The sequence below is a fragment of the Flavobacterium ardleyense genome, from assembly GCF_033547075.1.
Classification (GTDB): Bacteria; Bacteroidota; Bacteroidia; order Flavobacteriales; family Flavobacteriaceae; genus Flavobacterium; species Flavobacterium ardleyense_A.
Window position 1 is genome coordinate 1,842,759 of the sequence record NZ_CP137891.1, and the last position, 12,531, is coordinate 1,855,289.

Here is a 12,531-nt window from a genome sequence, read left to right on the forward strand (position 1 = left end):
GCAGGAAATCGGGCACACCCAAAAAAAAAACGAAAATTTCTACCAAAAAAAAACGGGATTTAAAGTCCCGTTTCTAATATAATTTCTACGCTAATTCCTTCTTTAAAAACTCTGCCGTATAACTCTTTTTGACCTTGGCAACTTGCTCAGGAGTTCCTTTGGCGATAATCTGACCACCCTTTTGTCCACCTTCATAACCGACATCAATAATATAGTCGGCAAGTTTGATCACGTCCATATTATGCTCGATAATTAAGATGGTATTGCCTCGATTGACCAGTCTTTCGATGACCTGCATCAAAATGCGAATATCCTCAAAATGCAGACCTGTGGTAGGTTCATCAAGTATATAAATAGTGTTTCCAGTGTCTTTCTTAGAAAGTTCGGATGCCAACTTGATACGTTGCGCTTCGCCACCCGAAAGTGTCGTGCTCTGCTGTCCTAAAGTGATATACCCGAGGCCAACATCCTGAATCGTTTTGACTTTTCTATAAATCTTCGGAATATTTTCGAAAAATTCTACTGCTTCATCAACGGTCATATTCAGAATATCCGAAACATTTTTTCCACGGTAGCGGATTTCCAACGTTTCTCTATTAAAACGTTTTCCGTAGCAGGTTTCACATTCGACATAAACGTCTGGAAGGAAGTTCATTTCGATAGTGCGAACTCCAGAGCCACCGCAAGTTTCGCAGCGTCCACCTTTCACGTTAAAACTAAAACGTCCTGCTTTGTACCCACGAATCATACTTTCGGAAGTCATTGCAAATAAATTGCGGACTTCGGTAAATACGTCGGTGTAGGTTGCTGGATTAGAGCGTGGTGTCCTTCCAATTGGTGTTTGATCAATCTCAATTACTTTGTCAAGAAATTCCAAACCTTCAATCTTTTTGTAAGGTTGAGGTTTCTTTACGCCATTAAAGTAATGAGCATTTAAAATTGGATATAACGTTCCATTAATAAGAGTTGACTTTCCACTTCCAGATACTCCAGTTACGCAAATCAACGTTCCTAATGGCAAGCTGATGCTCACATTTTTGAGGTTGTTTCCAGTAGCTCCGGTTAATTTTAAGAAATTTCCATTTCCCTTACGGCGCTCTTTTGGGACTTCAATTTCCAATTCGCCATTTAGATATTTCGCAGTGGTTGTATGTTCTTCAAGAAGTTGCGCTGGCGTTCCCTGACTTACAATTTGACCACCAAATTTTCCCGCCGCAGGACCTATATCAATCACATAATCGGCACGCAGAATCATATCTTTATCGTGTTCGACCACTAATACAGAATTTCCAATATCTCGAAGATTCTCTAGCGAGTGAATCAATTTCTCATTATCTCTTTGATGCAAACCAATACTCGGCTCATCTAAAATATATAAAACTCCAACCAATTGTGATCCAATTTGAGTTGCAAGTCTGATACGTTGTGCTTCGCCACCCGAAAGTGTTTTGCTTCCGCGGGAAAGGGCGAGGTAATCAAGACCAACATTCATCAGGAAGGTGAGTCGGTCTCTAATTTCTTTTATAACTTCAGTAGCAATACTTTTCTGTTTGTCAGTCAAATGATTTGTCAAATCTGCAAACCAAGCGGTAAGATCAGAAATATCCATATCGGATAATTCTGCGATGTTTAAGCCATTAAGTTTAAAGTAAAGCGACTCTTTTTGCAATCTCGTTCCGTGGCATTCAGGACAAGGAACGACGTCCATAAAGTCTTTTGCCCATCTTCTGATGCTAGTAGAATCAGCAGTTTCGTATTGATTTTTTATAAAATTCGAAATTCCCTCAAATTCGATTTTATATTCCTTGGTAATTCCCAAAGTTTTGGATTCGACAGAGAACTTTTCTTTTCCTCCAAACAAAATCATATCAAGTGCATCCGATGGGATTTTTGAAATAGGGTCGGTCAATTTGAATTCGAATTTCTCTCCAATTGTTTCTAATTGCTTGAAAATCCAAGAACTTTTATATTCGCCCAAGGGAGCAAATCCACCTTTGCTAATGCTAAGAGCCGGATTTGGCATTATCTTCTGAAGATTTATTTCGTTAACCGTTCCCAAACCATTACAATTCGGACAAGCACCTTTCGGACTGTTGAAAGAGAAGTTGTTTGGTTCTGGATTTTGATAGGAAATTCCCGAAGTCGGGCACATCAAATTTCTACTGAAGTAACGAACTTCATTTGTATCTTGATCGAGAATCATTAGCACATTTTCGCCTCGATGCATCGCAGTATTAATGCTTTCTTCCAGTCGCTTTGCGTTTTCTGGACTGTCATCGATAACCATTCGGTCAATGACGATTTCGATATCGTGAGTTTTATAACGATCGAGTTTCATTCCCGGGGTAATTTCGCGGATAGCGCCATTCACTCTCACTTTCAGATATCCTTGCTTGGCAATCTGAGCGAACAATTCGCCATAGTGTCCTTTACGAGCTCTAATAATTGGCGCAAGAATATTAATTCGCTTGCCGTTGAAATTCTCAAAAATTAACGATCGGATTTGCTCATCGTTATAACTAACCATTTTTTCGCCAGTGACATAACTGTGAGCGTCACTAGCTCTTGCGTATAACAAACGTAGGAAATCGTAAATTTCGGTAATTGTTCCCACCGTAGATCGTGGACTCTTACTGGTGGTTTTCTGCTCAATTGCGATTACAGGCGAAAGCCCGTCAATTTTGTCAACGTCAGGACGTTCAAGTCCGCCCAAAAACTGACGCGCATAAGCAGAGAAAGTCTCAACATAACGGCGTTGTCCTTCGGCATAAATTGTATCAAAAGCGAGGGATGATTTTCCTGATCCTGACAGTCCTGTAATAACTACGAGCTGCTCACGAGGAATAGAAACATCAATATTTTTGAGATTGTGGACGCGAGCGCCTTGTACATCTATAGTATTTGTGGTGTCTTGCATAGAAAATTTTGAAAGTACAAAGATACTTCTTTAATGACCTATTAGAGAGGAACAAATTTCTAAGAATATGTTAAAGAATTAGCGCAACTTGTTGAACTTCGGATGTAAAGTAAAGTCAATTCTAACAAAAATGGTAGTAATTTATTCGGCATTTAATTCAATCCATTTTTGATCCACTGAGTTCCGTAATTCTTCGAAAAATTCGAAAAACTCCCCTTCGTATTCGTCATAAAATTCCTCCAATTCCTCAGGAGCGAACTGCATTTTTGATACTAATTTTGTGCGTCTATCCATTTGAAACAATATTTCAGAAATTCCACCGATTGTCGCATAAGTTGTCAGCCAATCTTGTTTGCGCATTATTGGCAGAATTTTCTCAATTCGTTCTGGCATCCATTCTAAGTTTTTTTCGAGTAAATCATAAAACTGATGATTGTGTTCTTGAAGTGGAACTGAACTATATTTTGACCAATTTCGAGCTAGAAAATGATCATAAAAAACATCGAGAATTACGCCCGCATAGTGATGGTAGCGAGAATGTAGTCGCTTGGTGCCAATCCTGAAAATTGGGTGAGCGTCAGTAAATGTGTCGATATGTCGGTGTAGTAGAATTCCTTTTTGTACTTCAGGGTCAAAATCGGTGTAATTGTTTCCTCGAACGCTATCGGCGATAAAATTTCCGATTTTAACTTTGTCGTTGTTTTGCGATAAGAAGATATGGGCGAGGAAGTTCATACGAGGAAATTTAAAGATTTAAAGATTTAAAGATTTAAAGATTGAAAAAATCTAAATAAAGAAAAGATCTAAATAATTGAATAATCTAAAAAATCAAAATTAAAATTTTGCGAAGTGGAAATTTACAACATCTTTTTTTGAAAGTTGGATTTTCAAATAAAAAAGGTTGGATTCTTCATTAGGATGTAGTTTGATTAACTTTATGCAGTATTTCAAAATCTAATTCACATTTAAGATAAAAAAGGAAATTAAAACGTCTTCATTAGTGGAGATGTAAGATAAATATATTGGATTAATTGGGACAAAAGAACGTGATAAATATGAATGAAAACTTCAACGGTTTATTTCGAAAAATGCCCACAGATCAACGCCTTGATTGAAACTGATAACTTCAGAAGTGGACAAATCCCATCTTAATACATCCAGCATAAATTCGGCGAAAGCCAAAAGATTTTGAAATGGAAAGATCTAAATAATCAAAAAAAGCAAAATTAAATGTTTGACAAAGATTGATTGAGAATAGCTTTCCTAACCTTGAATTAGTGGTTTTGTAAATAGAAATTCTAAATCTCTAAAGAATGCTTGTTTTACTTTCGCTCAGAATTATAGCTAATAGAGGTAATTACAATTGCTGCTCATCCGTAAATTATGCTAATTATCCATTGATTGCTAGTATTTTATCAAATAGTGCGTTAAATAATATGCTATTGATACCGCAAGGATTATATTTGCAACTCGGAGAATATCGCTACTATTGGCGCATCAAAATTAACGGTTTTAAATTTATGACTTTAATCAAATCTATTTCGGGAATTCGTGGTACAATTGGAGGAAAAACGGGTGATAATCTAACGCCTTTGGATGCAGTAAAATTCGCTGCTGCTTACGGAACCTGGTTAAAAGGATATTCAGGAAAAGAAAATTTGAAAGTCGTAATTGGTCGTGACGCTAGAATTTCTGGCCCAATGATTCACAATCTAGTGATGCAAACGCTGGTAGGATTGGGAATTGATGTGATTGACTTAGGTCTTTCGACAACTCCAACGGTAGAAATTGCCGTTCTGCTTGAGAATGCTGATGGTGGAATTATTCTAACTGCTTCGCACAATCCAAAACAATGGAATGCACTGAAATTGTTGAACGAAAAAGGTGAATTTTTAAATGGAGTAGAAGGTTCAAAAATTCTTGATATCGCAGAAGCAGAAGGTTTTGACTTTGCTGATGTTGATAATCTGGGTGAAATCACCGAAAATGATGCCTATATGGATATTCATATCGATGAGGTATTGGCAATGGATCTAGTAGATGTAGATGCTGTAAAAGCGGCTGGTTTTAAAGTAGTTGTTGATGGTGTAAACTCTTCGGGCGGTGTAATTGTTCCGAAACTTCTTGAACTTATGGGAGTGGAAGTAGTGAAATTATACTGTGAACCAACAGGACATTTTCCTCACAATCCAGAACCTCTGAAGGAACATCTTACAGACATCAGCAAACTTGTTGTAGAAGAAAAAGCAGATTTAGGAATTGTGGTAGATCCAGATGTGGACAGACTTGCTTTTATTTGTGAAGACGGCGAAATGTTTGGTGAAGAATATACACTTGTGGCGGTTGCCGACTATGTATTGAGCAAAACACCTGGAAATACGGTTAGTAATATGTCATCTTCGAGAGCTTTGCGTGATGTGACCAACAAACATAACGGAACTTACGAAGCTTCGGCAGTAGGAGAAGTGAATGTGGTTGAGTTGATGAAGAAGAATAATGCGGTAATTGGTGGAGAAGGCAATGGTGGAATTATTTACCCAACTTCTCACTACGGACGCGACAGTATGGTGGGAATTGCATTATTCCTAACCCATTTGGCAAACAAGAAAATGAAAGTTTCAGAATTGCGTGCTTCGTATCCTGAATACTATATGAGTAAAAATAAAATCGAATTGACTCCGCAAATCGATGTTGATGCTATTTTGGAAGCGATGACCGATCATTATAAATCTGAAGAAATTCAGACAATTGACGGCGTAAAAATCGACTTCGCAGAAAATTGGGTACATTTGCGAAAATCAAATACTGAACCAATCATCAGAATTTATACAGAAGCTGCTACACAGCAGATTGCTGATGATCTAGCTCAGAAAATTATAAACGAAATTAAAGAGATTGCAGGAATCTAATTGGATTTCTATAAACTTATATAAGCTGTTTTTTAAATAAAATATACTAAAATGATAGACACAATTCCACATACAATTTCTACTGAATTGGAAAAATACTTTGCTCCTTTTAGAGAAAATATAATTGGTATTGATCAAGATTTTGAATCGCCTTATGGGACGAAGAAAATTACCTATACAGACTGGACTGCAAGCGGAAGACTTTATCGTCCGATTGAAGAAAAGCTGATGAATGAATTTGGACCTTTTGTGGCTAATACTCATACCGAAACTACAATTTCTGGTACTGCAATGACGATGGCATATAATCAGGCAAAGCACATTATTAAGAAGCACGTGAATGCTAATCAAGATGATGTATTGATTAATACCGGAACTGGAATGACCGGAGCCATAAATAAGTTTCAGAGAATTCTGGGATTAAAAGTTCCCGAAAATATTAAAGCGTTTGTAACTATTCCCGAAGAAGACAGGCCAGTCGTGTTTATTTCGCACATGGAACACCATTCAAATCAAACAACGTGGTTGGAGACGATTGCGATTGTAGAAATTATTCCGCAGACCGAGTGTGGATTGATTTGCCTTGACGGATTTAAAGATTTATTGGAGCAATACAAAGATCGAACAGTAAAAATTGCATCGGTTACTTCATGCAGCAATGTTACAGGAATTAGAAGTCCATATCATACAATTGCCAAAATGATTCACGAATACAATGGAGTTTGCTTTGTAGATTTTGCGTGTTCTGCGCCTTACGTTTCTATAAATATGCATCCTGAAGATGAATCTGAAAGTCTTGACGCAGTGTTCTTTTCACCACACAAATTTTTGGGTGGACCGGGAACATCAGGAGTTTTGATTTTTAATAAAAAACTATACCGTAATATGATTCCAGATTGTCCTGGAGGTGGCACTGTAAGTTGGACAAATCCATGGGGAGAGCACAAATACATTACAAATATCGAAGATCGGGAAGATGGTGGGACTCCAGGTTTCTTGCAGGTTATCAAAACTGCGCTTGCTGTTCAACTAAAAGAAAAAATGGGAGTCGATAATATTCTTAAAAGAGAGCACGAACTTTTAGAATATCTTTTTGCTGAATTTGATGATGTAGAGAATTTACATATTTTGGCCAATCAGCATCAAGATCGTTTGGGTGTTGTTTCTTTTTATATAGACAAATTGCACTTTAACTTGGGCGTAAAAATGCTTAATGATCGTTTCGGAATTCAGACACGTGGAGGTTGCAGTTGCGCTGGCACGTACGGACACTTTTTATTACACGTAGATCAAGCAACTTCAAATGCACTGACCGAAAGAATCACTTTAGGGGATTTGCTGGATAAACCGGGATGGATTAGAATGTCTATTCACCCAACCACCACAAATGACGAAATTGCTTTTGTTTGCGATAGCATAAAAAAACTTGCAGAAAACCATAAGGAATGGGCATTAGATTATAATTATAACAAAGACACGAACGAATTTATTCATAAAGATGCAATTAATAATGAGCGTCAGATGGTTGCAGATTGGTTTGCCAACTAATTAATTCCTAAAAGAGCAAATTCTTAATATTTGGTCGCGCCATTATAATTAATAAAAAATCCCTTTTGAGCAGATAGTTCAAAAGGGATTTTTTATTTTACTTCAAGAGTATTAATAAATACATAAGCTGATTAACGCGTAGTCTTCCATCGTTTATGGGTCCATAAATAAAATTCAGGTGCTTCGATAATTTGCTTTTCAACTCGGTGCATAAATTCATCAGATATCTCAAAATCAGCAACTAGTCGAGGATTCTCCGCTAATTCTTCAAAGGTAGCTTCGTAATATCCTCTTTTAATTTTCTTTACTTTTAGAAAAATCACATTCATATCAAATTTCTTAGCAATAGTTTCTGCGCCCGTGTGTGTGGGCGTATCAACTCCGAGGAAGGTGGTCCAATGCGCTATTTTACTAGCTTTTGGCGATTGATCGCTTGCAAAACCATATACTGCTCTAATGCCTTCTTTTTCGTTTGCGGCAATGGTAGGATAGGTTTCTTTTGTCGTGATTAAAAACGCTTCGAATTTTGATCTAATTGCGCGAACTTGCTTATCAAAATAGGGATTTGCAATTTTTTTATAAATAGCAAAACCTTTGAAATTTGTGTAGTAATTCATCGAAATCAACCATTCGTAACTAGCGTAATGCGAACAAAACATTGCAATGCTTTTCCCGCGCTTTTCCATATCCAAATAGAAATCGATATTTGTAAATTTAAATCTCTTTTTAATTTCCTTTTCAGAAATGCTCATCGTTTTGATCATTTCCATAAAAATATCGCACAGATGATGGTAAGATTTCTTTTCGATAAGCAAACGTTCAGCTTCCGATTTTTCTGGAAAAGCCATTCTTAGATTCTGACGAACCACCGATTTTCTATACCCTATTAATTTATAAACGATGATATAAAAAAAATCCGAAACGAAGTATAGCAGTTTAAAAGGTAAAATGGAAATTAGCCAAATAAGTGGATAGAAAAGTATAAAAAACAGTAATTGCATCTAGTCAAGTTTTGAAAGTACAAATATACGCTTAAAACCAAATTTAGATAGCAGTCGATGCCAAAAGCTGTACGAAGATGTTTAATTTTACTTTTCACTTTTTAAAAACAGTATGGATTTAGTTTTAATAGTTATTATTGCCGCCAATGCATTATTCAGTTTTAAGGGATTTGGAGATATGGCATTTTTCCGAAAATATGAATTTCATATCGCTTCCATCAGAAATGGGGAGCAGTATAGAATGTTTTCCTCGGCATTCTTGCACGCAGATATTGGTCACTTGGCTTTTAATATGCTGACTTTGTATTTCTTTGCACCAGTAGTCTTGATGTACACAAATGCATTTTCGTTTATATTGGTCTATTTTGGAAGTCTTATTTGCGGAAGCTTGTTGACATTATATTTACACAAAGACGATCTAAACTACCGAGCAATTGGAGCTTCGGGAGCAGTAATTGGAGTTTTATATTCGGCGATCTTGCTTCAACCGGAGATGAATTTGTATTTATTCTTTATTCCGATCCCGATTCCTGCCTATATTTTCGGAATCGGATATTTGCTTTATTCTCTTTACGGAATGCGTGCCAAGCGGGATAATATTGGGCATACCGCTCACTTTGGAGGAGCAATTGGAGGTTATGCAATTACCTTGGCAAAATTTCCAGAGATGTTTACAGAGAATATTTTTATGGTGGTAATTCTTGCCATTCCTATTATCATTTTGGGTGTGATGGCCAAGATGAAAAAGATTTAGTGGCACAACTTTTGAAAAGTACGCTAACTCAAAACTAAAAATTTAAATTATGAAAAAGTCATTCCTTATACTAGCTGTGGTTGCAATGTGCACTATCACGCCATCACAAGCGCAAGAATTAATTCCGCCAGCTCAGATTACTGTTTCAGGAGAAGGCAAAGTTAAAGTAGAGCCAGATCAGGCTTTCATTTCTATTTCTGTAGAAAATAAAGGTAGCGATGCAACTTCTGTAAAGAAAGAGAATGATAAAACGGTTGCTGAAGTTATCAAGGCAATCAAAGATTTAAAACTTCCAAAAGAGGATGTGCAGACAAAACGTGTTTCTTTGAGTTCGCCTTACGATTATGACAAAAAGAAATACAATTACGTGGCTACTCAAACCATCGAAATTTTGCTGAGAGACTTATCAAAGTATGATATGGTTATGGAGAAGCTAGTAAATGCAGGTGTAAATACGATTGGAACTGTTGATTTTAGATCATCAAAATTGGCTGAATACCAATCGCAGGCTAGAAAGTTGGCGATGAAAGAAGCGCAATTGAAAGCTAATGACTACGTTTCAGTTTTAGGACAGAAAGTTGGAGCAGCGATTATGATTAGTGATAATTCACAACCTAATTACCCTCGACCAATGATGTATAGCTCAATGGCAAAAGGTGCTGCAAGTAGCGATATGCCAAGAGAAACCATCGCGATTGGAGAAATTGATGTGACTGCGAATGTTACGGTAAGTTTTAAATTAAACTAGAAAATTTATTTTAAAAAAATATTAATTTCTCTTTCGGCAAAAGCTGAAAGGGATTTTTTTTTGTTCAATTTCTGAAAATATATTTTTCAAAAAGCATTTTGCAGATTCTGAAATCATTTTTTATCTTTAGAAATATAAGCAGTTAACAACATGTGCTACCACGTTACCCAAACAAAAATGAAGATTGAAGCTGAGAAGCGCTTTGACGCTGAGGTTGATCCTAAAGTTAACTTCGCTCCTCAAAATCACTACAACGGATTTGACTTTCCTGCGATGCCAATTATTACCGATCAAAATCCCTTGATTATAACTCATTTCAATTGGGGACTGATTCCACATTGGGCTACGGATAATGAGATTCGAAAAAGTACGCTTAACGCGAAAATAGAGACTGTTACCGAAAAACCGTCGTTTAGAGACATAGTAAATCAGCGTTGTCTGATCATTGCGGATGGTTATTTAGAATGGAAGTGGCTTGACGCCAAAGGCAAAAACAAGCAGAAATACTCGATTTTCGAGCCCGACCACGGATTATTCGCTTTCGCGGGACTTTATTCGATTACTCAAAATGCCGAAACTGGAAAGGAGCAGAAAACTTTTACGATGCTCACTACCGAAGCCAACGAACTGATGTCGGAAATTCACAATAGTAAAAAGCGAATGCCGATTATTTTGAAAAGAGAAGATGAGCAAAAATGGCTTAAGAGAGATTCACTTCAAAATTATGCTTTTCCCTATTCTGTAGAATTGTCTGCCGAAGCAGAAAAAGCTGCAAATGAAGGTTGGACACTTTTTGATTCACTATAAGTTAGAGTTCACCGTTTTCTTGATTGTTGAATTTCTCATTTTCTTCATTGTCGAAGTCTTCATTCTCTTGTCGAACTTCATCAATTTCCTCATCCGTAAGCGAGTGCAGATTGATGAGTGATTCTCTAAGATTCGCCATCTGCACTAATAAATCCGCTACCTTCTGTACGGCTTCGCTCTTACTACTTTGCAGTAAGCTAAGGTCGAAAGTATAAACATCTCCCACATCAAAAGTCTCTGAAACTTCCAGCATATCGCCACTCATTTCGACGTTCAATCTTGCACCGAATAGTAATTCTTCAGAGTCAGTTAGAGTATTTACGGTATCGATAATGTGTTTTCGTTGAGTTGTTATAGCTGAGTTTTAGATTCGTTTGCGTTGAGATTTTTGAAATATCGAAACAATTAGTGCAATTCCGACCACTACATCAAGAATATTCCAAATTTGCCTTCCAAGTGCAATTTTTACGAATGGTTGAAAAAGCAATGCAAGTACAATATACACAATCATTTCCGTCTGTTTGTTGTTTTGGTTTGCCATAAAAGCCAAGATTGCAAAACCAACTAAAGCTGCGAATCGTACAAATTGATAAAACCCATAAGGCATTTTTAATAGGTAAAGAAAGAGTAGAACTGCGAGAATTATTTTGATGAGTTTGTCCATTTTAGGAATTTAATAGTTTTGCAGTGCAATATAAAAATGATTCATTACAACGATCAATAATACAAAATTTTTGAAACAGTTTTAAAGATTCTTTGGGCGCAACCTTTCGCCAGAACGTCTTTCTTACCATTCAAATGACATTTGGCTCAGGTCAGGCTGTCCATTATATCTTTGCTGCTAAAACTTGTAGTTTTCAAATTTCAAATTTTTTCTGGGCAGCAAAGGATGCCATTCCCATCCTTTGCGCGGGATGAAATTTTCAAGTCAGACAGATTGTGATTATTGGTATAATCATATTCGCAGGTCATCGTCGCAGCGAAAGGTGATCACCAATACTATCGTAAAGCAAAATATTTCGAATCATAAAAATCTAAAACATTATCGTTGATAAATTTCTAATAAATTAGCTAACTTGAACGAAAATCGAGTTGTCCAAAGCAATTGAACGACATTTAAAAATACTTGATAAGCTTAAATACAATCAACTCATTAAAGAAATGAAACTCCTCAAAATAATTCTATTTATTCTAATCACGCATTTCGCTTCTGCACAAAAAGTCGTTGGTCTTGGTGGTGTTGGACTTTACTTAAATACTAGCTTTGACAATAGTAGCTATTTTTCTGCAAATCTCGGTTTAGAATATAGTATCACCAATTACCTAAAGCCAGAAGTAAGAGTCGAATACTTTTTAGGTTCTTTGCCTGAAATAGAAACTTTTAATGAGGAATTTGTCAAGACAGAGATTTTCAGCAGAAACATTTCTGCTGTGACCATAGGTGTTTCTCCCAAAATTAATCTCAGCAGAAAAGAAGATACGATTCAATTTCACATAATTCCAATGTATAATTTTACTACCATCTTTGCCGATGGCACTATTTTAACCTTGGATTCTCAACCAGATACTTTCAGAAAAAGCAAGGTCGAAAGTGTTCGAGAAACAGAGCACTCGTTTGGGATTGGAGTAGGAGTACTTCTTAAAATTGATAGTGCAACCTATCAAGCGATTGCTTTCGAATTAAACTACAATAATATCGACCTAGGAAAAGCATTTACCAAAATTGATTTTAATAGAGACTCGTTCCATACAAATCAATCGTTTGGTATTCGAGTAAAATATTATTTTGGGTTTGCGAGCGCAGAGAGACAGTAGTGAAATGAGATAGTTCGACTATATATTTACGT

Annotated in this window: 11 protein-coding genes; 6 read left to right on the forward strand and 5 right to left on the reverse strand. The window is 36.5% G+C overall.

Going from position 1 to position 12,531, the window contains the following annotated elements; translation table 11 throughout:
• Positions 1–85: 85 nt before the first annotated feature.
• Both uvrA and SBO79_RS08005 read right to left on the reverse strand, forming a co-directional pair.
• Positions 86–2,917, reverse strand: a complete 2,832-nt coding sequence (gene uvrA / locus SBO79_RS08000) for an excinuclease ABC subunit UvrA (protein WP_318639897.1) — start codon at positions 2,915–2,917, stop codon at positions 86–88.
• 141 nt (positions 2,918–3,058) lie between these two features.
• On the reverse strand, positions 3,059–3,652 hold the full coding sequence (locus SBO79_RS08005) for an acyl carrier protein phosphodiesterase (protein ID WP_318639898.1): 594 nt from the start codon (positions 3,650–3,652) through the stop codon (positions 3,059–3,061).
• 785 nt (positions 3,653–4,437) lie between these two features.
• On the opposite strand from SBO79_RS08005, the gene glmM reads away from it, so the two are divergent.
• Positions 4,438–5,826, forward strand: a complete 1,389-nt coding sequence (gene glmM / locus SBO79_RS08010; protein WP_318643489.1) for a phosphoglucosamine mutase — start codon at positions 4,438–4,440, stop codon at positions 5,824–5,826.
• 51 nt (positions 5,827–5,877) lie between these two features.
• On the forward strand, positions 5,878–7,374 hold the full coding sequence (locus tag SBO79_RS08015) for an aminotransferase class V-fold PLP-dependent enzyme (RefSeq protein ID WP_318639899.1): 1,497 nt from the start codon (positions 5,878–5,880) through the stop codon (positions 7,372–7,374).
• A 131-nt stretch (positions 7,375–7,505) separates the two neighbouring features.
• Here SBO79_RS08015 and SBO79_RS08020 read toward each other — a convergent pair whose 3' ends face one another.
• Complete coding sequence (locus tag SBO79_RS08020; RefSeq protein ID WP_318639900.1) at positions 7,506–8,375, reverse strand: lysophospholipid acyltransferase family protein; 870 nt, start codon at positions 8,373–8,375, stop codon at positions 7,506–7,508.
• A 112-nt stretch (positions 8,376–8,487) separates the two neighbouring features.
• Between SBO79_RS08020 and SBO79_RS08025 the strand changes: the two genes are divergently transcribed.
• From SBO79_RS08025 to SBO79_RS08035, 3 genes are all read left to right on the forward strand, one after another.
• Positions 8,488–9,129: a rhomboid family intramembrane serine protease gene (locus SBO79_RS08025; protein WP_318639901.1), complete on the forward strand. Its 642-nt coding sequence runs from the start codon at positions 8,488–8,490 to the stop codon at positions 9,127–9,129.
• 49 nt (positions 9,130–9,178) lie between these two features.
• A complete protein-coding gene (locus tag SBO79_RS08030) occupies positions 9,179–9,877 on the forward strand; it encodes an SIMPL domain-containing protein (protein ID WP_318639902.1) in 699 nt (232 codons plus the stop codon).
• 150 nt (positions 9,878–10,027) lie between these two features.
• The gene (locus SBO79_RS08035) at positions 10,028–10,684 is read left to right on the forward strand and encodes an SOS response-associated peptidase (RefSeq protein WP_318639903.1); all 657 of its coding nucleotides are present in this window, start codon (positions 10,028–10,030) and stop codon (positions 10,682–10,684) included.
• A 1-nt stretch (position 10,685) separates the two neighbouring features.
• Here SBO79_RS08035 and SBO79_RS08040 read toward each other — a convergent pair whose 3' ends face one another.
• Together SBO79_RS08040 and SBO79_RS08045 are read right to left on the reverse strand one after the other, a co-directional pair.
• Positions 10,686–10,949 (reverse strand): hypothetical protein, encoded by a 264-nt coding sequence (locus tag SBO79_RS08040; protein WP_318639904.1) that lies wholly within the window; start codon positions 10,947–10,949, stop codon positions 10,686–10,688.
• 99 nt (positions 10,950–11,048) lie between these two features.
• Positions 11,049–11,348: a DUF6804 family protein gene (locus tag SBO79_RS08045; RefSeq protein WP_318639905.1), complete on the reverse strand. Its 300-nt coding sequence runs from the start codon at positions 11,346–11,348 to the stop codon at positions 11,049–11,051.
• Between the two features lie 497 nt (positions 11,349–11,845).
• Here SBO79_RS08045 and SBO79_RS08050 point away from each other — a divergent pair, with 497 nt between their 5' ends.
• A complete protein-coding gene (locus tag SBO79_RS08050) occupies positions 11,846–12,499 on the forward strand; it encodes an outer membrane beta-barrel protein (RefSeq protein WP_318639906.1) in 654 nt (217 codons plus the stop codon).
• Positions 12,500–12,531 lie beyond the last annotated feature (32 nt).

Coding starts and splice junctions, on each gene's coding strand:
- uvrA (WP_318639897.1), bottom strand. CDS start 2,917: ATGCAAGACACCACAAATACTATAGATGTACAAGGCGCTCGCGTCCAC.
- SBO79_RS08005 (WP_318639898.1), bottom strand. CDS start 3,652: ATGAACTTCCTCGCCCATATCTTCTTATCGCAAAACAACGACAAAGTT.
- glmM (WP_318643489.1), top strand. CDS start 4,438: ATGACTTTAATCAAATCTATTTCGGGAATTCGTGGTACAATTGGAGGA.
- SBO79_RS08015 (WP_318639899.1), top strand. CDS start 5,878: ATGATAGACACAATTCCACATACAATTTCTACTGAATTGGAAAAATAC.
- SBO79_RS08020 (WP_318639900.1), bottom strand. CDS start 8,375: ATGCAATTACTGTTTTTTATACTTTTCTATCCACTTATTTGGCTAATT.
- SBO79_RS08025 (WP_318639901.1), top strand. CDS start 8,488: ATGGATTTAGTTTTAATAGTTATTATTGCCGCCAATGCATTATTCAGT.
- SBO79_RS08030 (WP_318639902.1), top strand. CDS start 9,179: ATGAAAAAGTCATTCCTTATACTAGCTGTGGTTGCAATGTGCACTATC.
- SBO79_RS08035 (WP_318639903.1), top strand. CDS start 10,028: ATGTGCTACCACGTTACCCAAACAAAAATGAAGATTGAAGCTGAGAAG.
- SBO79_RS08040 (WP_318639904.1), bottom strand. CDS start 10,949: ATGAGTGGCGATATGCTGGAAGTTTCAGAGACTTTTGATGTGGGAGAT.
- SBO79_RS08045 (WP_318639905.1), bottom strand. CDS start 11,348: ATGGACAAACTCATCAAAATAATTCTCGCAGTTCTACTCTTTCTTTAC.
- SBO79_RS08050 (WP_318639906.1), top strand. CDS start 11,846: ATGAAACTCCTCAAAATAATTCTATTTATTCTAATCACGCATTTCGCT.